The sequence below is a fragment of the Klebsiella sp. CSG-1 genome (assembly GCF_056521145.1).
The window spans coordinates 72,795-94,262 of sequence record NZ_JBWNLD010000014.1 but is presented as its reverse complement, the minus strand read 5'-3'; the positions used below and the strand labels follow the sequence as shown (position 1 = coordinate 94,262).

20 protein-coding genes are annotated in these 21,468 nt (G+C 55.0%); 4 read left to right on the top strand and 16 right to left on the bottom strand.

Annotated elements, in window-relative coordinates; translation table 11 throughout:
• From rsxC to blr, 7 genes are all read right to left on the bottom strand, one after another.
• Positions 1-1,665, bottom strand: a 1,665-nt coding sequence (rsxC, locus tag AC007G_RS24775; RefSeq protein WP_479466704.1) for an electron transport complex subunit RsxC, incomplete at its 3' end; no start/stop codon positions are given.
• Positions 1,658-2,236: an electron transport complex subunit RsxB gene (rsxB, locus tag AC007G_RS24770; RefSeq protein ID WP_047665009.1), complete on the bottom strand. Its 579-nt coding sequence runs from the start codon at positions 2,234-2,236 to the stop codon at positions 1,658-1,660. The genes rsxB and rsxC, both read right to left, overlap by 8 nt.
• 1 nt (position 2,237) lies before the next feature.
• Positions 2,238-2,819 carry an electron transport complex subunit RsxA gene (gene rsxA, locus AC007G_RS24765; RefSeq protein ID WP_004862649.1) on the bottom strand — a complete coding sequence of 194 codons (582 nt, stop codon included), beginning with the start codon at positions 2,817-2,819 and terminating at the stop codon, positions 2,238-2,240.
• A gap of 79 nt (positions 2,820-2,898) precedes the next feature.
• On the bottom strand, positions 2,899-3,339 hold the full coding sequence (locus AC007G_RS24760; protein ID WP_049265892.1) for a DUF2569 domain-containing protein: 441 nt from the start codon (positions 3,337-3,339) through the stop codon (positions 2,899-2,901).
• A 68-nt stretch (positions 3,340-3,407) separates the two neighbouring features.
• Complete coding sequence (gene ydgT / locus AC007G_RS24755) at positions 3,408-3,623, bottom strand: transcription modulator YdgT (protein WP_032687419.1); 216 nt, start codon at positions 3,621-3,623, stop codon at positions 3,408-3,410.
• Positions 3,624-3,840: 217 nt separating this feature from the next.
• Positions 3,841-5,211, bottom strand: a complete 1,371-nt coding sequence (locus AC007G_RS24750; protein ID WP_046852361.1) for a GH1 family beta-glucosidase — start codon at positions 5,209-5,211, stop codon at positions 3,841-3,843.
• 126 nt (positions 5,212-5,337) lie between these two features.
• The gene (blr, locus tag AC007G_RS24745) at positions 5,338-5,487 is read right to left on the bottom strand and encodes a division septum protein Blr (protein ID WP_071999979.1); all 150 of its coding nucleotides are present in this window, start codon (positions 5,485-5,487) and stop codon (positions 5,338-5,340) included.
• A gap of 189 nt (positions 5,488-5,676) precedes the next feature.
• On the opposite strand from blr, the gene AC007G_RS24740 reads away from it, so the two are divergent.
• Entirely contained in the window at positions 5,677-6,717 is a 1,041-nt protein-coding gene (locus AC007G_RS24740) for an oxidoreductase (protein ID WP_032696045.1), read from the top strand.
• Positions 6,718-6,753: 36 nt separating this feature from the next.
• Here AC007G_RS24740 and add read toward each other — a convergent pair whose 3' ends face one another.
• Positions 6,754-7,755 carry an adenosine deaminase gene (gene add / locus AC007G_RS24735; RefSeq protein ID WP_046852362.1) on the bottom strand — a complete coding sequence of 334 codons (1,002 nt, stop codon included), beginning with the start codon at positions 7,753-7,755 and terminating at the stop codon, positions 6,754-6,756.
• Positions 7,756-8,013: 258 nt separating this feature from the next.
• On the bottom strand, positions 8,014-9,546 hold the full coding sequence (gene dgcJ, locus AC007G_RS24730) for a diguanylate cyclase DgcJ (RefSeq protein WP_142630771.1): 1,533 nt from the start codon (positions 9,544-9,546) through the stop codon (positions 8,014-8,016).
• A gap of 509 nt (positions 9,547-10,055) precedes the next feature.
• On the opposite strand from dgcJ, the gene metQ reads away from it, so the two are divergent.
• The gene (metQ, locus tag AC007G_RS24725; protein ID WP_032696049.1) at positions 10,056-10,871 is read left to right on the top strand and encodes a methionine ABC transporter substrate-binding lipoprotein MetQ; all 816 of its coding nucleotides are present in this window, start codon (positions 10,056-10,058) and stop codon (positions 10,869-10,871) included.
• Positions 10,872-10,926: 55 nt separating this feature from the next.
• Here the strand turns inward: metQ and yedF are convergent, their stop codons facing one another.
• The 4 genes from yedF to AC007G_RS24705 form a co-directional block, all read right to left on the bottom strand.
• A complete protein-coding gene (yedF, locus tag AC007G_RS24720) occupies positions 10,927-11,160 on the bottom strand; it encodes a sulfurtransferase-like selenium metabolism protein YedF (protein ID WP_032687424.1) in 234 nt (77 codons plus the stop codon).
• Positions 11,157-12,368, bottom strand: a complete 1,212-nt coding sequence (yedE, locus tag AC007G_RS24715) for a selenium metabolism membrane protein YedE/FdhT (RefSeq protein ID WP_032699684.1) — start codon at positions 12,366-12,368, stop codon at positions 11,157-11,159. The genes yedF and yedE overlap by 4 nt, the downstream gene beginning before the upstream one ends.
• A gap of 197 nt (positions 12,369-12,565) precedes the next feature.
• Positions 12,566-12,769 (bottom strand): putative selenium delivery protein YdfZ, encoded by a 204-nt coding sequence (ydfZ, locus tag AC007G_RS24710; protein ID WP_004862611.1) that lies wholly within the window; start codon positions 12,767-12,769, stop codon positions 12,566-12,568.
• A gap of 164 nt (positions 12,770-12,933) precedes the next feature.
• Positions 12,934-14,556 carry an inorganic phosphate transporter gene (locus AC007G_RS24705; protein ID WP_142630770.1) on the bottom strand — a complete coding sequence of 541 codons (1,623 nt, stop codon included), beginning with the start codon at positions 14,554-14,556 and terminating at the stop codon, positions 12,934-12,936.
• Between the two features lie 187 nt (positions 14,557-14,743).
• Between AC007G_RS24705 and AC007G_RS24700 the strand changes: the two genes are divergently transcribed.
• Complete coding sequence (locus tag AC007G_RS24700; RefSeq protein WP_032687427.1) at positions 14,744-15,772, top strand: CorA family divalent cation transporter; 1,029 nt, start codon at positions 14,744-14,746, stop codon at positions 15,770-15,772.
• Positions 15,773-15,842: 70 nt separating this feature from the next.
• Here the strand turns inward: AC007G_RS24700 and AC007G_RS24695 are convergent, their stop codons facing one another.
• Entirely contained in the window at positions 15,843-17,015 is a 1,173-nt protein-coding gene (locus AC007G_RS24695; RefSeq protein WP_142630769.1) for a MalY/PatB family protein, read from the bottom strand.
• A gap of 49 nt (positions 17,016-17,064) precedes the next feature.
• Complete coding sequence (gene malX, locus AC007G_RS24690) at positions 17,065-18,657, bottom strand: maltose/glucose-specific PTS transporter subunit IIBC (RefSeq protein WP_032687429.1); 1,593 nt, start codon at positions 18,655-18,657, stop codon at positions 17,065-17,067.
• Positions 18,658-18,831: 174 nt separating this feature from the next.
• On the opposite strand from malX, the gene AC007G_RS24685 reads away from it, so the two are divergent.
• Positions 18,832-19,860: a Mal regulon transcriptional regulator MalI gene (locus AC007G_RS24685; RefSeq protein ID WP_032687430.1), complete on the top strand. Its 1,029-nt coding sequence runs from the start codon at positions 18,832-18,834 to the stop codon at positions 19,858-19,860.
• A 26-nt stretch (positions 19,861-19,886) separates the two neighbouring features.
• On the opposite strand, the gene AC007G_RS24680 is transcribed toward AC007G_RS24685, so the two are convergent.
• Entirely contained in the window at positions 19,887-21,431 is a 1,545-nt protein-coding gene (locus AC007G_RS24680) for a YdgA family protein (RefSeq protein WP_136894881.1), read from the bottom strand.
• Positions 21,432-21,468 lie beyond the last annotated feature (37 nt).

Genomic DNA, 21,468 nt, shown 5'->3' with positions numbered 1-21,468 from the left:
AGCAGCCTCGGTGGCAGGCTGTCCCGTTTGCTGATCCTGCTGCGCCAGCTTGCGGGCGCGGGCCTCGGCCTTACGGGCTTCGCGGGCGGCGATCGCTTCACTGTTATCCGGTTTTGCTCCGGCCTGGACAACGATCGGCTGGGCGGCATCGCGTTGTTTTTCGCGAACCCGGGCCAGCGCCGCGTTAATCGCCGCATGATCTTTCGCGGCCGGTTGAACAGCAGACTGTTTGTGGCGTTCCAGACGAGCGGCTTTGTCCCGCTCCAGACGAGCCTGGCGGGCCTCAAAGCGGGCTTTGGCCTCCGCCGCGCGCTTTTCTTCCTGACGGATAGCCGTAATCTCGGCCTTTTCCTGACGGAAATATTGTACCAGCGGAATATTACTCGGACAGACCCAGGCGCAGGCGCCGCACTCGATGCAGTCGGCCAGGTTATGGGCGGTGGCTTTATCGTGCTGCTGGCCTTTGCTGAACCAGTACAGCTGCTGCGGCAGCAGATCGGCCGGACAGGCATCCGCACAGGCGCTACAGCGAATACAGCCTTTCTCTTCCTCGGGGTCGCCCATTTCGCTTGCCGAGGGCGCCAGCAGGCAGTTGGTGATTTTGACCACCGGAACGTCAAGCCACGGCAGGGTGAATCCCATCAGCGGGCCGCCCATAATGACCATCTGTTCGGCGCTCGGGCAGAAGCCGGCATCTTCCAGCAGATGGCGAACCGGGGTTCCCAGTCGCGCCCACACGTTGCCCGGACGGGTAACCGCCTCGCCCGTGAGGGTGACAACGCGCTCGGTGAGCGGCTCACCGTCGATCACCGCGCGTTTAACCGCATAGGCGGTCCCGACGTTTTGCATCAGCACACCGATGTCCGACGAGCGGCCGCCGTGGGGAACCTGTTTGCCGGTGAGGATCTGCGTCAGCTGCTTCGCGCCGCCGGACGGATACTTGGTGGGAATCACCCGCAGTTCGATACCGTGAGCATCGGCAAGGACTGCCCGCATCATCGAGATGGCCTGCGGTTTATTATCCTCAATACCGATCAGCACCTGACGCGGTTGTAAAATATGGGCCAGGATGCGGATGCCGGCGATAATTTGCGCCGCGCAATCCTGCATCAGGCGATCGTCGGCGGTAATATAGGGTTCGCATTCAGCGGCGTTAATAATCAGGGTTTCAATTTTGTCGCCGCCGCCGCGTAATTTGCTGCCGGTCGGGAATCCCGCGCCGCCCAGCCCGGCCACGCCGAACTGATGAATACGCTCGATAAGCTCTTCGCGGGTTTTGTTTGCGTAATCACTCCAGCCGTCACGCTCAATCCACCGGTCTTCACCGTCGGCATCGATAATGACGCTCATCTCGGCGAGGGCGGAAGGGTGTGCGGTCGAGTGTGGCGCGATGGCGCTGACGGTACCGGAGGTCGGGGCATGAACCGGCAACATTCGTCCCCAGCCGCGGGTCAGCGGCTGACCACGCAGTACGCGATCGCCGGGCCGCACGCAGAGCTCACCCTCAGCGCCGATATGCTGTTTTAACGGGATCACAAACTGCTGCGGCAGGGAAACCTGGCGCAGCGGCGTACCGTTAGACTGGCTTTTCATTTCAGGCGGGTGAATACCGCCGTTGAAGTCCCAGACTTTATCTTTTCTGAAAGCGGAAAATAGCTTAAACATGTTGTTCCACAGGAATATTGCGTACTGGAATAGTGTGCAGGTCCCACTTCCAGTTTTCAGTGGTCGTCGCGACAGGAACCATCTCGATACATTGCGTCGGGCAGGGCGCGACACAAAGATTACAGCCGGTACAAAGGTCGCTCATCACTGTGTGCATTGCGCGAGTTGCGCCGACAATCGCATCAACCGGGCAGGCCTGGATACACTTTGTGCAGCCGATACAGTTGTTTTCGTCAATGATCGCGAGCATGCGTGCCGGCTCGAGTTGTTGTTCATCGCCATCGATGGGCTGCGGGTCGACATTCAGCAGAGCGGCAATTTTTAGCATCACCGCTTCACCGCCAGGAGCGCAGCGGTTGATTTTCTCACCCTGAGTGCCGACGGCCTCGGCATAAGGACGACAGCCGGGGTAGCCGCACTGTCCACACTGACTCTGCGGGAGAAGCTCATCGACTTTTTCAACAACGGGATCATCTTCCACTTCAAACCGACGGGAGGCGTATCCCAGAATCACGCCAAAAATGAGCCCCAACAGGCTAATGGCGATCACGGCTATCCAGACTGCACTCATATTACAACTTCACCAAACCACTAAAGCCCATAAAGGCCAGCGACATTAAACCGGCAGTTACCAGGGCAATGGCATTACCACGAAACGGCGCAGGCACATCTGCAACCACCAGGCGTTCGCGAATAGCGGCGAACAGAACCATCACCAGCGAGAAACCGACCGCGGCGGCAAAGCCGTAGAGCGCGGACTGCAAGAAGTTATGCCCGAGGTTAATATTCAGCAGCGCGACGCCGAGCACCGCACAGTTGGTGGTGATCAGCGGTAAGAAAATACCGAGCAGTCGATACAGGGCAGGGCTGGTTTTGCGCACTACCATCTCGGTGAACTGCACCACTACCGCGATAACCAGGATAAAAGCCAGGGTACGCAGATAGATCAGGTTAAGCGGGATTAGAATCCAGGTATCAATCAGCCAGGCGCAAATTGAGGCCAGCGTCATCACAAAGGTGGTGGCCAGTCCCATCCCCATTGCGGTTTCCAGTTTTTTGGAAACCCCCATAAACGGGCACAGTCCAAGAAACTTCACCAGCACGAAGTTGTTCACAAGGACAGTACCAATAAAGAGCAGTAAATAATCAGCCATCAACTCGACCTGAAAACAGAAAAAGCCGCCTATTATCGAATAAATCGATACCGGCGACAACAGGTTAACTGTGGGGTTATTACGAATTCACGAAGGTTCGCTTAACCCGTGCGGAACGTTTGAAATAGGGTACTAACAGCGCCGCGGCGAGAAGCGGAAACAGCAGCTGGCGCATGGCCATCACGTCTGATATGGGTGAAAAAGCAAAGGCCTTTATCGCCAGCAGCAGAGAGATGAGCAGCCAGATAATATAGTGCTTTGGTACGATGCTTCGCCGTTTGAAAAACGCAATGGTTAGCCACAGGGTATAGTACCACATGGCGAGGGCGAACAGCAGCGACCCCACCCAAAGCAGGAGGTGCCCTGTGCTCATTTCCGCCAGCAGGGCGTAGGTCCGGGAGCTCATCAACGCATTAGCAAAGATTAACAGCGACAGCGAAGTGCTAAGCAGAGCAACCAGTAGCCATGCGAGCGGCGCCAGCAGCCACCCGCCGATACGTTCTGCAGAGTGAGAAGACATGATTTCTCCCGGATTCAATCAAAATGAAGAGCGGGAGTATAAGCAACTGCCATGGCGGAGAACAGTTTTTATTGCACGTAACGCCAGACGGATTTCGGAACCTGCCCGACATCGAACAATTTACCGCCAGAAACCAGCTCTGCCCGGCGGTGATCGGCAGCGCGATACATGTTGACGATTTCCGCGGTGTCGGTCAGAGAATAGTTAAGATGGTCAAAAAGTTTTTCAAGGCTTTCAAGGGAGCTGATTTTACGGAATTTTAATAAGTAGTCCTGAACGGTCATTTGCGTTTCCATTTTATAATCGGAATAAACAAGTCGAATATTAACAACTGTCGGTAAACCATCATTCAACAAACAGTGCCTTCTTAACGGGCCGGATGAAATTATTTAGGTTGTAAATACTAAAGACAAGAAATGATTTCATTCCTGAGGTAGTCAAAAGAAATTTAAGAATATTCTAGAGCTAAATCAGGCGCCGGGCGGCGCCTGGGAGAGAAGATTAACGCTGTTTGCCCCGGCTGGCAATCACGTTTTGATACCAAAAAAAGCTCTTTTTCCGTTTACGGGCGAGCCCCTGCTGATGATCAACATACACAAAACCATATTGTTTTTGGTAACCGTTCAGCCAGCTCAGCAGATCAATAAAGGACCAGGGATAATAACCGCGGACATCGGCCCCGGCTTCGAGGGCCTTTTCCAGCGCATTAATATGGCTGCTGAGATAGTCGATACGCGGATCGTCAACGACTTCACCATCAATAATCGGATCTTTTGCGCCTAAACCATTTTCGGTGATGTAAATGGGAATATCGCCGTAGCGGTCTTTGATCATCATTATGCCGTCGGTTAACCCCTGCGGCCAAATCTCCCAGCCCCATTCGGTATAGGTGCTCTGCGGGTTGCGCACGAAATAAAACAGCCCTTCGACGCCCGGTTCACCGCCGCTGAGTCCCTCCTGAGGTCGGGCTGAGACGGTCTCTCGACGATAATAGTTCAGACCAATAAAATCGCAGCGGTTGTCGCGCAGCAGCGCGTCATCGCCGGGAGCAAACTGTGGGACCCCCCACAGGGCCTGGGCCTGCTGTAAAAGCGACTCGGGGTAATGGCCTTTTAACACCGGATCGTATAGCCAGTGTGTATGTATCGCGTCCGCCATGTCGCTGGCCTGGCGATCTGCTGCGCTGTCGGTGAGCGGCGTATGCGGCTGCAGGACATTCACGAATCCAATCTCGCCATGGATACCGCTTTCGCGAAACTGTTTCACCGCCATCGCGTGGGCAATAAAAACGTGATGACAGGCCTGGATGGCGCGCGCCGGATCGCGCACCGCCGGCGGATGGCAGCCGTTAATATAGCCGTGTCCGATGAACACTATGGTTTCGTTGAAGGTTGCCCACAGCTTTACCCGGGAACCGTAGCGCGCGTAACACAAGCGGGCATACTCGGCGAACGCTTCGGCGGTGCTTCGCGCTTCCCAGCCCCCTTCATCCTGTAGCGCCTGCGGCAGGTCCCAGTGATAGAGCGTAATCATCGGCTCGATATTGTGAGCCAGTAGCTCATCAATCAGATCGCTATAAAACCGGACGCCCGCTTCGTTAACTTCACCACGGCCATGAGGCAGCAGGCGAGGCCAGGAGATAGAGAAACGGTAGCTTTGCAGGCCCATTTCGGCCATCAGGGCAACGTCTTCGCGAAAACGATGATAGTGATCGACGGCGACATCACCATTGGTGTTTTCGAATGTCGCGCCGGGTTGATGGGCGTATATGTCCCAGATTGACGGGCCTTTACCGTCGGCATCGTGACCGCCTTCAACCTGATAGGCTGCGGTGGCGGCGCCCCAAAGAAAATGTTGCGGAAATGCGGCCATGAAAAACTCCTTATCGAATGATAAAGAGAGTGTAGTGAATGCGTTTAGCCGTGTGCAACCGGTTTCTGAAACCGGTTGCACACTTGCGAAGTGGGTCACTGTTTAGCATCAGCAGAGGCTGACAGGCTAATGGGACAGGGAGCTTGTTTGCACAGCATTAGCCGGAGGCGGGGATTGGTAGTTATCAATGTGGTGAGCGATAACCAAAAGCAGGGCTGAAACGCCAAATACAACCCAACCAATAAGTTCTACAATTCGGTTAAAAACGTTTGCCATAATCCTGAAATTAAAAGTTAAAACAGACGTAAATGTTACTAAATGGTGAGAGTAACGCAAGGGCTGACGGATGAGTATTGTCACGATTGCTGTAAAGGTGAACGCTTGAGAAGCATAAGCAAAGCTAATAAATCAATTGAGGCTTATAGTTATCAGAGGGCAAAAATCCTTGAATGAGAGGGCTGCAAGATGAGTGACACTATCCGGGTGGGGATGATTGGCTACGGATATGCGAGTAAAACTTTCCATGCGCCGTTAATCAGCGGTACGCCGGGAATGACGCTGGCCGCGGTGTCCAGTAGCGATGAAAGGAAAGTCCAGGCCGACTGGCCCCAGGTGAGCGTGGTGGCCGAACCCGCAGACTTACTGAGCAACCCTGATATTGATTTGGTCGTCATCGCTACGCCAAACGATAGCCATTTCCCGCTGGCAAAAGCGGCGCTGGAAGCGGGCAAGCATGTGGTCGTGGATAAACCTTTTACCGTGACACTGTCACAGGCAAGGGAGCTGGAGGCCGTGGCCAGGCGCTGCGGCAGACTGCTGTCCGTTTTTCATAATCGCCGCTGGGATAGTGACTTTCTGACACTGAAATCGCTGATTAACGAAGGCCTGCTGGGCGAGGTGGGCTACTTTGAATCGCACTTCGATCGCTATCGTCCGGAGGTTCGTAACCGCTGGCGCGAACAGGGCGGCCCGGGAAGCGGAATCTGGTACGATTTGGGACCGCACCTTCTTGATCAGGTCGTCAATTTATTTGGCCTGCCGGTCAGTATTAGCGTTGATTTGGCGCAGCTGCGTCCGGGCGCCCAGGCGACCGACTATTTCCACGCCGTGCTGGCATATCCTCAGCGCCGGGTGGTGTTGCACGGCACGCTACTGGCGGCAGCAGAAACCGCGCGGTATATCGTCCACGGTTCCCGGGCAAGCTATGTTAAATATGGGCTGGACCCGCAGGAGGAGCGGCTGAAAAATGGCGAGCGGTTGCCGCAGGAGGACTGGGGATACGATATGCGTGACGGGGTACTGACACGGGTTGAGGGGGAAGAGCGCACGACGGAAAACTGGCTCACTCTGCCGGGTAACTACCCGGCGTACTATGCTGCCATTCGCGACACCCTCAATGGCAGCGGCGAAAATCCGGTGCCTGCCAGCCAGGCGATTCAGATTATGGAGTTGATTGAGCTCGGTCTGGAGTCGGCGAAACATCGCGCCACCCTGAGTCTTATCTAAAGCCTCTGCCCGGCAGCAAGGCCGCCGGGCGGGGGGTCAGGCCTGCTGCACGCGCTGAATCAGCGCCGCTTTTTCCTGATTGCTGAGAAACGCCAGTTCCAGACCATTGATTTGCGCCTGGCGAATCTGATCGCGACTCAGGCCGGCTGCCGGCGCGGCCACGGTGTATTCGTGAATGATGTCGATACCTTGTACCGCCGGGTCGTCGGTATTAATGGATGCCAGCACGCCGTGTTCAAGGAAGGTTTTAAGCGGATGTTCAGCCAGTGATGCCACGGTGCTGGTCTGGATATTGGAGGTCAGGCAGGACTCAATACCGATACGCTGCTGCGCAAGGTAATCCATCAGGGCCGGATCCTGGACGGCTTTTACGCCATGTCCGATGCGCTCAGCTCCCAGCTCCCGTATAGCCTGCCAGATGCTTTCCGGCCCGGCCGCTTCGCCGGCATGCACGGTAATACGCCAGCCGGCATCGCGAGCCAACGTAAAGTGTTGCATAAACAGAGTGCCCGGGAAACCGAGTTCATCACCCGCCAGATCCAGGGCGGTAATAGCGTCGCGGTGGGCAAGCAGCGCGTCCAGCTCTTGCTGGCAGGCCGCTTCGCCGAATGTCCGGCTCAGAATACCAATCAGGCGGGTTTCGACATTAAAATCGCGGCTGCCTTCACGTACGCCGGCAATCACCGCTTCAACCACGCCATCGACCGGCAGCTGGTGGGTCATTGCCATATAGCGCGGCGAAAAACGCAGTTCAACGTAGTGGAGACCATTGCGCGCCGCATCCTCAACGTTTTCATACGCAACGCGACGACAGGCTTCCAGCGAGGCCAGAACTTTTACGCCCCAGTCCAGTTTGGCGAGGAAGCTGACCAGATCGGGTTCATTACTGGTGACCTGTACATGTGGGATCAGCGTGTCGAGCGAGGTCGCTGGAAGGGGGATATTGAACTGGCGGCCAAGATCGAGAATGGTTTGGGCACGAATATTGCCGTCAAGGTGGCGGTGAATGTCGGTTAATGGCAAAGTTAAATCAATCATGGTCGCACTCATTTTTTAGTTAAAGTGCACGTCATTATACAGCAATTCTTTAACTCTTTAAAAGCATTGAAAAAATCCAGTGGATACAATCATCTGTCAGACGCGCGATCGGTTTTGAACGCCCGCAGGAACGTCTGCTGGTCCCGTCAAAGCCCCGGGCGCCGATCGATGCCGCTCCAGTCCCTTTCTGCTGAGGTCAAGAGACTGGACGACGGGATCCGAAAGTACAGGGTCTCCTGCGCAGAGGCGAAGCAGCGGCTATTGTGCAGCTTCGCCATATTTATTTCTTTTGTGAACGTACAACAGCTTATCGGATTTTTTGATCGCGCTCTCAAGAGAATCGCCTGGCTTTAATGGATAGTTGCCATGTGAAAATGAGACCCGCGGGTCTTTATCCGTATGGCGTAAGTTTTCTTTGATTCGGGCGATGATTTCTAAGCTCTTCGTGTAGTCGGTATCGATAAGAATTAATAGAAACTCATCGCCGCCAGGACGGATGCCATAGTCACTTTTACGAATGGACTGCTCGATGGCCTGGCCTAATGACTGGATGACTTTATCGCCCATATCATGACCGAGCGTGTCATTGATCCTTTTCAGACCATCGCTGTCGATAGATACCAGCGTAACAGGAATGTTCTTTTTCAACATTGCGTCGATTTTATTACTCAAGGCCTCGTTCAGTATTTTTCTGTTATAAAGGCCAGTCAGCGTGTCAGTAATATTATCTTTGGACAGTTCAGCATGGCGTGTCATTTGTTTTTTGGTGTAGCGACAAAGCAGCCAGGTGCTCATAACGTAGATAAATGCCAACCATAAGTTGTCGATGATGAAATAAATAAGATCTAATTTTATATTTAGTAAGTAGATCGGAGTTAAATGTTCCTGGTACTGTATAATATTAATCGATTTGATGGCCGAACGGTTAAAGTAAATATCACTGGCGGTCACTTCATCCGTTAAGTACAGCGACAGGAAGCGCCAGAGTAACGGGCGGTCCGCGGTGTAAAAGGCCGTGGCTAAATCGTCAATATTTACATCGGTGACAATGATTCCTTTGATTTGTCCATTTTTAAAAACCGGGGTTAACATGCTGATAATGTTTTTTTTAGTATAACCGTCCCGATAAACATGGGAAGTGACATTTTCTCCATGAAGAAAATCGTTTAATGCCCGACGATCAATGCTGATGATGTGGGCGCTACGGGTAATATCGATGGCATTATCATTGCGGACCTGCCAGTTATCAAATTTGTATTGGTTGGCGGCAATGGGTTTGTTAATGTAAATATAGTCATTATCCAGATCGATATAATACCTGAGGTTGTTGAAAATATACCCGCGATAGCTGGAGAAAGTGTATTTTGACGCCGGGAGGTGGCGATCGTTTTGAATAACCGAAAGCGATGGAACATCCCTGACCCAGCTACGACAGTCCGGATTCCGGGTTTGCAAGGTCCCGTTTAAACCATGAAATGTCTGCCTGGTAAGGTTTAATCCCAGTACGCCATTCACCGATTCAAGATGTGCGCAAATGTCGTCCCGCTGAATCCTTTGCTCGTCTGACGATGAGGGGGCAGCAGAAAAAGCTCTGGAAAGCTGAAACGCCATATTCTGATTGATGTATTCCGCATGGGAGAGTGCAGATTTCCCATTTTCAGCCACGTAGCTCATATATCTTTCCAGATCGCGGTATTCACGGATGATGAAACCGATGAAGATCGCCGTGGTCAGAATCACGATCAACGTATTGATATACCTGAAACGCGTGGAAAGCGTGTTGGTGTGCATTCTCAATGACCTGTAAACCTGCAGTCGTGATAACCCAGGCTCAATAGCGCGCAATCGCTGGCAACGAACCCGAATGTCAATGGCTCAATAAATGAGAACAGTAACGAGAAGGGAAGACATCGGAAATATTGCTGCCAACCGCGTTTAATATTCATGCGTCAGCCTCGCGGCGTTGGCATTACCATCGTCTGTTGCGCATACCCGTGCCCGCGCAGCGGATGCAACACCGTTCTAACCGGGTTCGTTGGTATTATCTTGCATGGAAATCCGTGACATCCGCCTGAAATTTTAATCTGCATTAGCCTTTTTTACCAGTGACTTAATCCATAATATCGCGCCTGCTGCGCCAGGCAACTCCTCGCCATCCTTAACCATGAGACGGGCTCATAGCCAATCGCTATAAATCATAGTGAATCAGTCTTTAATATCGTCAATGATATTTTCTATAGTCTCAGACGCTAATTTTCCTGCTATGAGCGGCAGGCTATTTTAAAAAGGACTCTGGGATTATGGTTTTTACGCTGAAGAAGTTTGCTGTTTCATTGCTTGTCGCCAGCACCTCGCTGCTTGCCGCCTGTGGCCCCGCCGGGCAGGACCCGAACCATATCAAAGTGGGTATCAGTGCGGGGGTCGATCAGCAGGTATGGGCGGTGGCGCAGAAGGTGGCGAAAGAGAAATATAACCTTGATGTCGAAGTCGTCACCTTTAACGATTTCGTTTTGCCAAATGAAGCGCTGAATAATGGCGATCTGGATATCAACGCTTTCCAGCACAAACCGTACCTGGATAAACAGATCCAGGAGCGCGGTTACAAGCTGGTTGCGGTAGGAACGACATTCGTCTATCCGATCGCCGCCTACTCGAAGAAAATACACGCCATTAATGAGCTACCTGAAGGGGCTCAGGTAGCCGTGCCAAACGACCCGACCAACCTCGGACGTTCCCTGCTTTTGCTGCAAAAGCAGGGACTGATTACCCTTAAAGATGGGGTGGGGCTGCTGCCAACGTCATTAGATATTGTGAACAACCCGAAGAAGCTGAAAATCGTCGAGATTGAGGCGCCGCAGTTAACTCGCGCGCTTGACGATCGGCAAATTGCGCTTGCCGTGATTAATACGACATTTTCCAGTCAGGTAGGGCTCTCGCCTACCCGTAACGGGCTTTTCATCGAAGATAAAAATTCACCCTACGTCAATATCTTCGCCAGCCGGATTGATAACAAAGACAGTGCAAAGGTGAAAAACCTGGTGAAAGCGTATCAAAGTGATGAGGTCGCCGCTGCCGCAGCGGAGCTGTACAAAGGCGATGCGGTAAAAGGCTGGTAGTCGGTATGGCATCAGGCCGGCGGCGGGAGTGCGTCACCGGCCTGGGCGCCAGGGATTACTTCTGGATCAAATAGCGGATAGTTGGCCCGTCTTGTTGAATATCCAGCACCGTATAACCGTAGTTGCGGGCGTCCTGCGGAATGTTATTAATCGACTGGGGACAATCGCTGACCACTTCCAGAATCTCCCCTTTCTTAAGCGAAGGCATCGCTTCCAGGGTGGCAACGGCCGGGTAGGGACAGGGTTCGCCTACCATGTCGAGACGATAATCGGGAACGATAGTTTTCATGCGGTTTCCTTAACATTGGCCATGGCGGCGGATTTCTGCCGGAAAAAATGTTTCTCCCAGGCAATGACCAGCATCAGCGCGATAAATAATAGCAGGTAGGTCACCAGCAGGCCGCCAAACGGCCCGAAGGTGGCCAGCAGATTGACTTTATCCCAGTTGGTAGCCAGCGTTGGGGATAAATCATCCCAGAAATAGGCCAGAATCGTCGAACCAATGACGTTGCCCAGCCCTACCCACCAGTAGTGGACCTGACCTTCAACGGCGCGGTACATCCAGCCGGTTTCACAGCCGCCGGCCAGCACAATACCGAAACCAAACAGCAGGCCGCCGATGACCGCATTCGGGCCAGCCCACATGATTTTGGGTTCCATGCCCAGCTGCACATAGCTGAAAATGCCAATCGCGCTCGCCGCCATCCCGAAGATAATCGCTTTGGCCATATAGGTGCGTCCGGTGATCCACATATCGCGGAACGCCGAAGTAAAGCAGATCTGCGCACGTTCAATCAGCAGACCAAAACCGACCCCGAACAGCATCGCCAGTCCCAGTTTAGGCTGATTGAGTGCGGTCAGTAATCCCCAGGCGATCATGGCGAAGAACACCAGCATCCCTGCGCGAAAACGACGCCGCGCCTGCGCCGGTTTTTGCGTTAGCGGCGAGGCCGCCGAAACTTTTTGTATCCTGACCGGGATACGGAACAGGGGCAGCAGCGTAAAGCGCGCGCCAAACCAGGTTCCGATAGCCGTTGCGATGGCAAAGAACCAGGCGTGGAGGGAAAACTGAGGAATACCGGTAAAAAAGGCTGCCAGGTTGCAGCCCATCGCCAGGCGTGCGCCAAAGCCGGCAATGATCCCGCCCGCCACGGCCTGAATAATACGGATCCGGCTGCGTGGCAGGCGTAATTTGATATTGTTTGCCCACAGCGCGGCGGCGAAGCAGCCGCCAAACATGCCGATAATCATCATGCCGTCAATGCGGGTTAACGGCGTCCCTTCGAGATGAATCAGTTTGAAATAACCCCACTGCTCGGTATGAACGCCGGCAAGTTGCAATAACTGCCCGCCCCAGCGGGTAAATTCCCCGGTCACGGCCCAGAACGTGCCGGTAATACCGAAATAATAGGTGGAGAGAATACCGGCTGCGATAACCGCGGGGGCCGGCGCCCAGAATTTAATCAGGTAGGCCTGTTTGAACTGTTGCCATGTCATGAAAGATGCCTCTGAACTCAGAAGGTAAATGACCCCGGGCGGGGTGCAAGAAGGCGGGATAATACGCCGCTTATAGCGAGAAAACGCTCGATGGGATCAATATGAATCGATCCGGCTACAAAAATAAAGGCCGCGTAACGGCCTTTCTTCTCTTTTATTCTCTTTGCGCAGGTCGATGAGTCATCGTCGGGAGGCAATTAATGAAAGCCCAGCCGAATAAGGCTCATCGGGCAATATAGTCCTTCGCAGCCTTCTATTTCCACGCAGTCCGCGCGGCGTAATTGTTCCGCCGTTTTACCTTCGCCGTGGATGGCCTTAATAACGCCCGTCACGCCATTTCCTGCCACCATAACCATGCTGCCTGTTGAGATAGCGTTACGGTTACGATCGTAAGTTTTCATGGTTTCCTCCTCTTATCAAATATCTGAACGGGATGGTTAGCGGCTTTTTTTAATACACCTTTTACCGGTGAATTTTTTTGAGCTTTATCAAAATCATGCCTGTTTTTACCCGTAAGTCCCCCTTCATGGCGACGGGGGACTTACGGGCTATTCCGCGCCGCGGGCTAGGATACTTTCGCGAACATCCAGTACAGCACCGCGGAGAGTATCACCGAGGCGGGCAGTGTGAGTACCCATGCCATCAGCAGATTACGCACGGTAGAAAACTGCAGTCCTGAGCGATTTGCCGCCATGGTTCCGGCGATACCGGAAGAGAGGACGTGGGTGGTGGAGACGGGAAGACCAAAGGCATCGGCGGCGCCGATGGTGCTCATCGCCACCAGTTCCGCGCTGGCGCCCTGAGCGTAGGTCAGGTGCGTTTTGCCGATCTTCTCACCAATGGTGACGACAATACGCCGCCAGCCGACCATGGTGCCCAGCCCGAGCGCCAGAGCGACGGCCACTTTGACCCAGAACGGAATGAAACGGGTGGCGTTATCGAGCTCTTTTTTCAGCGCATCGAGGTTCTGTGACGTCTCCCGCGGCAGTTGGACATCGGGGTTGTTCTTCAAATGCTTGATCGTTTCCGACGCCAGATACATATCGTTACGGGTGTTGGATACCGCCTGGGCCGGGATCTTATCTACCGAACCGTACTGGCGAATCTGGTCGCCAATAATGCCGGAAAGGTGCGCCAGCGCCGGTAACACGTCCGGCGTCAGCTGGCTGTCGCGCACATACTGGGTCAACACTTCACGAGGATCGCTGGGGAGGTTTCCCGGGAATTGTTGGAGCAGCCTGTTTTCGGTGACTTCGGCCAGCGCCGCGACCCGCGGTGCCTGTTCCGGCGGCAGAGTGCGGTTGAGCGCATAGGCGATGGGCATGGTCCCCACCAGAATCAGCATAATTAGCCCCATTCCCTTTTGCCCGTCGTTGGAGCCGTGGGCAAACGAAACGCCGGTACAGGTGAGGATCAGCAGACTACGGATCCACAGCGGCGGCGGCGCGTCATTTTTCGGTGCGGCGTAGAGCTGTCTGTTTTTGACGAAGCGCTTTAACAGCAGCAGCAGGACGGCGGCGCAGACAAAACCGACCACCGGCGAGAACAGCAGGGAATATCCGACATTGACCGCCTGGCCCCAGTCGACGCCGCTGGTGCCGTTGCGTCCGTGGATCAGCGCGTTGGAAACGCCAACGCCAATGATCGAGCCGATCAGCGTGTGCGACGAAGAGGACGGCAGGCCGAACCACCAGGTCCCCAGGTTCCAGATAATGGCTGAAAACAGCAGGGCATACACCATGGCAAACCCGTTGCCGGTACCGGCCTGCAGAATGAGTTCGACCGGGAGTAATGAGATGATACCGAAGGCCACCACGCCGCTGGAGAGCAAAACGCCGAGGAAATTAAAAAAGCCGGACCACATGACCGCGACGGTGGGCGGCAGAGAATGGGTATAGATGACGGTGGCCACGGCGTTGGCGGTATCATGGAAGCCGTTAACAAATTCAAAGCCGAGTGCAATCAATAAAGCCAGTCCTAATAAAAGAAAAGGCAGGTAGCTGGTATATACCGTTCCTGAACGGGCGACATCGTTAAATAAGCTCACGCCGGAAAATGCGATGCCGATAGCTAATAAAAAGACAAAAAAAAGAACAGTTTTTTTACTGTTCTTTTGGTAAATCTTTGACTGGATGATTTGCGGGCTAAGGCCCGGCGCAACGCGTTGCGAGCTGCTGTTATCGCTCATCAGGAACCTTCCTCTAAACGTCAGACAGGGTAAATTGTTACGGGTGACAGCGCTGAACTTATAAAACGCAGATGTCAGCCAGGTTTCCGTTTGATGAACAAATCATTAACCTTGCCAGGCTCTGAAAAATAGCGAAAGATGACTTTATTCGGGTCCGAACAGCATGCAATAAAATCCTGAGGGATATATGAGTCAAGATGTCGCAGGAAAGATGTTAAAGCCCGATTTTGATATGGAAGTCTCTGGGCTGGTGTACGGTTTTCTTTTTCGTGAAGGGCATCAGCCGCTGCAAATCACCTCCCAGCAAGTGTGCTCCCGCTTTCATGAGCTGGACGGTGAAAATGATTTCGTCTGGCTGCATCTTAATCTCAACCACGCAACCGCCGAGAAGTGGCTGATGAATCATTTCCCCGTTGCCGATTTTTTCTTTGAGGAGATCCGCGACGGTTCTCACACCACCCGCATTGAGCGGCAGGGCGACAATTTGTTTGCCGTGCTGAACGACGTCATTTTTCATCCTAAAGAGACCACCGCAGAAACATCGACGCTGTGGCTGTACTGCAGTCAGAAGCTGGTGGTAACGGCCCGCTATAAACCGCTGCGCTTTATTGAATGGATGTTGCCACGGCTGGCGACATTGAACGTGACATCCTCCACCGCGCTGTTGGCCTTTTTGCTCGAAGAGCAGGAGGAGGTGCTGGAACAGGTGGTGCGCCAGGCAAGCCGCCACGTTGATGCCATCGAAGAGCGGCTGCTCAGTAACCATGTCCAGCGTAACCGCGCCGATCTGGCGCGCCTGCGGCGGATGCTCCTGCGCTTTCAGCGGCTGTTGGCTCCCGAACCGGCAGCCATGTTTCGGCTCCTCAACCGGCCTCCGGCGTGGATCGACCGCTCCGTGGTTCAGGAGTTTCGCCAGTTCACCGAGGAGTTTACCGTAGTGCTCAACGACCTCTCCGGGCTGACCGAGCGTATCAGCCTGCTGCAGGAGGAGATCAGCGCCCGGCAAATGGAAAAAAGCAACCGCACGCTATATACCTTGACGGTCATTACCGTGCTGGCGTTACCGATCAATATTGTGGCGGGGTTCTTCGGCATGAACGTCGGGGGGATTCCGCTTTCGACCAATCATCACGGGTTTATCCTGCTGGTGCTGCTCGTCGGGGGATTTACCCTTGGGGCCGGTTATCTGGCCTTCCGGCGGCGGGACGATTTGTGAGCCGGGGAGCTGTGCAGGCTTGCCCGCGGCGTTTAACACGACTGACGCCGTGCTGAACGCCGCGGTGTGGCTATGCTAAAGCACGCAGGGCGGCAATCAATCCGTTGACGCCTCTTTCCAGTTTCTCCCGGGGACAGCCGGCATTGAGGCGCACAAAACCCACGCCTTCTTCGCCGTAGGTATACCCGGGCATAATGGCGACCTTCTGTACCTCGATGAGCGATTTTTGCAGCGCGCGGTCGTCCACGCCGAGCGGGCGCAGATCGATCCAGGCGAGATAGGTGGCCTGCGGCGGCTTCCAGTTCAGCTGCGGGAAGGCCTGATTGAGCGCCTGAGCAATATAGCGCATGTTATCCTGCAAATAGGCCCGTAGCGCATCGAGCCACGGGGCGCCTTCACGGTAGGCGGCAATATGGGCGACCAGCGCCGGCACGGAGGGGGAAGAGAGTCCATCGCGACTCTTCAGAGCCGTGAGATAAGCTTCGCGGGATGCGGCATCGTCAATCAGGCCGTAAGCCCCGGTAAACGCGGGAATATTGAAGCTTTTCGAGCCGGAGGTGAACAGCGCCCACGGCCCGCGAGCGACGTCGCACCACGGCGTATGACGATGCTCACCCCAGACCATATCCATATGAATCTCATCGCTGATGACCTTCACGCCGTGCTTTTCGCACAGCAGGGCCATGGTTTCAAGCTCTTCGCGGCTCCACACTCTCCCGGTCGGGTTATGCGGGCTGCACAGCAGCAGCAGCGTGTTGCGCGGCTCCGCCAGCGTGCGTTCAAGCTGCGCCATATCGCAATGCCACTGATTATCCCGATGCGTCAGCGGGACCGGCGCAACGCGACGGCGGTTTCCGGCAATGGTTTTATAAAAAGCGTCATAGGCCGGCGTATGGACTACCACACCATCGCCTTCGTCAGACCACTGGCGAATCATCTCCGCCACCATGTAAATGACCGACGGGCCATACACGATTGCATCGCGGTTAACGGGGCACTGAAAACGGCTGGCGTACCAGTGGGCGACCGCGCCCAGAAACTCATCGTTTTTCCAGCGGCTGTAACCGAACACGCCGTGCGCCAGGCGCCGACTGACGGCATCAAGAATGCAGGGGGCGGTGGCGAAATCCATATCGGAGATAGTAAAGGGGAGCAGGTCGGCGGCACCGAAGCGGTCGGCTACGTAGTCCCATTGCGTACACCAGGTGCCGTGGCGATCGACAGGCGTTGCAAAATCAAACATTGACACTTCCTTTATCAAAGCCCCCTCCGGGTCAGGAGGGGGCGGGCGTTTATGCCTGGACGGTATTCATCAGTACGCTCATTTCATCTTTCACCGACTGAACCTGAGGGCCGATAACCACCTGCAGGTTATGCTGATTCAGCTGTACTACGCCGATGGCGCGGTTGGCTTTCAGCGCGGCGCTATCCACTTTACTCATGTCGTGCACCGACAACCGCAGGCGGGTAATGCAGTTATCCAGGGAAACGATATTGTCGGCCCCACCCAGCGCGGCCAGAATGGCCGGTACGTTGTAACCGGATTTACCGGTGACGCCGCTCACGGCTTTGTCAAAGGCGGTCTGGGTTTCGATATCGCGGCCCGGCGTTTTCAGGTTAAAGCGGGTAATGGCGAAGCGGAAGATGCCGTAATACACCGCAAACCAGATAGCGGCAACCACCGGTACCAGATACCACTTGGTTGACAGGCCGTGCAGGATGCCGAAGACCACGAAGTCAATGACGTTCCCGTCGGTGTTGCCGATAGTGACGCCCAGCACCGCCATGATGGTGAAGCCGAGGCCGGTCAGCAGGGCGTGAATAACATACAGTACCGGGGCGACGAACAGGAACAGGAACTCCAGCGGTTCCGTGGTGCCGCCGACGACGCAGGCAATCACGCCGGAGATCAGCAGGCCTTTAATTTTATGACGGTTTTCCGGACGCGCGCAGTGGTACATCGCCAGCGCCGCCCCCGGCAGGCCGCCGAGGAATGCCGGCATTTTACCCTGCGACAGGAAGCGGGTGGCACTTTCTGAGAAGCCGTGAGTTTCCGGGCAGCTCAGCTGCGCCTGGAAGATAGTCAGCGCGCCGCTAACGGTATGACCGCACACATCCAGGGTTCCGCCCGCTTCGGTAAAGCGAATCAGGGCCACCAGAATGTGGTGCAGACCGAACGGCAGCAGCAAACGTTCGCCGGTACCGAAGATCATCGGTCCGAAGTCGCCGGCGCTGTTAATCACGTGACCGAGGGCGTTAATCCCCATGGCAAAGACCGGCCAGACGAGGGGGATAACCAGGCCGACCAGCCCGAGCACCACGGTGGTGATAATCGGCACAAAACGCGTGCCGCCAAAGAAAGCTAATGCGTCAGGCAGGCGGATATTATGAAAACGCTCGTGCAGCATCCAGACAATGATCCCGGCGATCACCGCCCCCAGAATCCCGGTATCGATCGACTGAATACCGATGATGTTCTGGATATTGTTGGCTTTCAGCACCGCCGCATCGGTCGTGGGCAGAATTCCTTTCGCGGTGAGCCAGAAGTTCACCGCCAGGTTCATGACCGCATAGCCAACGAAGCCGGCGAAAGCCGCCACGCCTTTATTTTCGCGCGCCAGCCCCAGCGGAATCGCGATACAGAACATGACCGGCAGGAAGCTAAAGGCGAAGGAGCCGACTTTGCTCATCCAGACAAACACGGCCTGCAGCAGCGGAATATCGAGCCACGGCAGCAGGGTGAGTACATCATGACTGCTTAAAGAGCTGCCGATCCCGAGCATGATCCCGCAAAAAGAAAGCAACGCCACGGGCAACATAAACGTTTTTCCTAACTGCTGGAAAAACTCCCACAAGGTAATTTTTGGTGTCGTTTTTGCCGTCATTAACACGAATCCTGATTTTTTAAGTTATGGGTAGGGTGTAACGTTACGGCAAGATAAAACGTTTTATCACTTTTTAGTGCGATAAAAATCACATAATCAGGCGAAGATAACGTTTATAAAGGTAACTCATTGATAAAACGTTTTATCGACCGCCACAGGGAGACGGTTGCAGTTATGGCTATCGCAAAAAAGATCACCATTAACGACGTTGCGCAGGTGGCAGGGGTGTCGGTGAGTACGGTTTCACTGGTGCTGAGCGGCAAAGGCCGGATATCGTCGGCTACCGGCGAGCGCGTCAATCAGGCGATTGAACAGCTGGGTTTTGTGCGTAACCGCCAGGCGGCTTCACTGCGCGGCGGGCAGAGCGGGGTGATTGGTCTTATCGTGAGCGACCTCTCCAAACCCTTTTACGCGGAGCTTACCGCCGGACTGACCGACGCGCTTGAGGCCGAGGGGAAAATGGTCTTTCTCACCCAGGGCGGCGACGGTGGAGAAAAAATGCGTCAACGCTTTGAAACCCTGATTTCGCAGGGCGTAGACGGGGTGATTATCGCCGGCGCTATCGATAAAGGCAGCGAACTGCGCGATCGCGCAGCGGAGGTCGGCATGCCGTTGGTGTTTGCCTCCCGCGCCAGCTATCTCGACGATATCGACCTTATCCGTCCGGATAATATGCAGGCCGCGCAGATCGTCACCGAGCACCTGATCCGCCGCGGGCACCAGCGCATCGCCTGGCTCGGCGGACAAAGCGCTTCGTTGACGCGTGCGGAGCGGGTGGGCGGATACTGCGCGACGCTGCTGAAGTACGGGCTGCCGTTTCACAGCGAATGGGTCGTGGAGTGCGAATCGAGCCAAAAGCTGGCGGCCGAAGCAATGGCCTCGCTGCTGCGGCACAATCCGACCATTACCGCCGTGCTGTGTTACAACAACGTGATTGCCACCGGCGCCTGGTTCGGCCTGATGCGGGCGGGACGTCAGAGCGGTGAAGACAGCGTGGAGAGCTATTTTGAACAGCGCGTGGCGCTGGCGGCGTTTGCCGAAGTCCCGGAAAGCGCGCTGGATGATGTGCCGTTGACCTGGGTCACCACGCCTGCGCGCGAGATGGGCCAGAGCCTGGCGGAATGTATTCTACGGCGTCTGGAGAAGGGGCAGATGAGCGCGAGAAATCAAATTATGCCCCCGCGGCTGGTGACCCGAAAATAGCCCCTCGAAAGGGGCTAATCGCGAGATTACTGCTGCGGCGCGACCGGCGGCGCCACTTCTTCAGGCAGGGTTTCCTGCGGTTCGGCGCCAGGGGCTGCCGGCAGAGTAAAGCCAAACATTCCCGCGAACTCATCCAGCGGCATTTTCTGCCCGTTCAGGGTGACCTGACCTTCGGCGTATTGCAGACTGGAGGTGATCGCGTTGTCTTCCATCGCGGTAATGCGGAACATCTGTCCCATGGCGGCGAGACCTTTCACCTGCTGGTCTGCCAGTTTCGCCGCATCTTCCGGCTGGTAGCCTTCGAGACCGGCAATCTGAGTCATAAATGCGGTGGCCATATCGACCGGAATTACCAGCTTGCTGTCGAGCGACTTGACGCTGCGATCCACTTCATCCGCCAGCGTTTGCGGCTCAGCGGTGGTCAGCGCAGGGTCTTTCAGCAAAACAGACATATTGAAGGTGCTTTCCCCTTTGGCATTGCGCCAGCTTAGCGGGGCGATAGTCAGAGACGGGTTGCCCTTCAGTAAAATCGGTAGCGCTTTAAAGAAGTTTTCCGTCAGCGCCTGCTGATACAGCTCAGGATTCTGCGTCAGCTCCGGCTTCGCCATCAGCGCCTGAGCTTCGGCATTGTACTGCTGGCTGAACTGATGCCAGGCCTGGCCATCAAGATTCGCCAGCTTGATGGTCAGTTTACCGCTGCCGATATCCTGGTTTTGCAGCTTCAGGCTGTTGACGGTGTAGTCCAGCTGGCTGTTAATCCCTTTACCGTCTTCAGTCAGCGAAGACTGGCCATCGATGTTCATCCCTTCCAGCAGGGCCAGCTCTTTCCCTTCAACGCCAATCGACAGCTTCTCCAGGGAGATTTTTTGCTTACCGATGCGCTCATTAAAGCTGGTCATCTCGGTGGCGCCGTCGGTTTTCAGATTATTGAAGTTCAGCTGGACTTTCTGGTTGTATTCATTGAGCGCGTTGATCTGGCCGCTGCTCGCTTCACCGCTCAGACTCACGGATTTGCCTTCCGCATCCGCATCGAGCTGGAACTGACCGCCGCTGAAGGTGACTTTCTCATCGCCTTTCGCGTAGTCGAGTGGTTTTAGATCGATAGCCGACCGGCTGTCGCCGCTGTAGGCAATACGGGTATTGATAGTAAACGGGGATTCGCCTTTGGCGATATCAAACAGCCCTTTGCTGGCGTCGTTATTAACCAGTGTGGTTCTGACGGACGCCATCGCCGGGGCAAGCTGGCCGGATTTCAGCGCTGCTGCCGGGAAGGGGCCGTGATCGACCGCTTCATCAAACACCAGTGACTGCCCGGCGGCAAGCCAGCTGTTCTCTTTACCGGCAACCGGCTTCACTACCAGCTGCAGGTGACTACTGAACACGCCGCGCTGGTAGTTTTGCCATGACAGCTCGACGCCCGCTTCCGGCGCGCTGCTCTGTAGCTGCGCATTGGCCTGTTGCACCACCTCGGCGAGGTGACTTTCCAGCTGTTTCCCTGTGTACCAGGCACCTCCTGTCCAGATGACGCCCAGCGCCACGATAATTCCTGCTGCGACCAGCGATTTCTTCATAGCATTTGTCCATAAATAAAACCAGGCGGATCGAGCC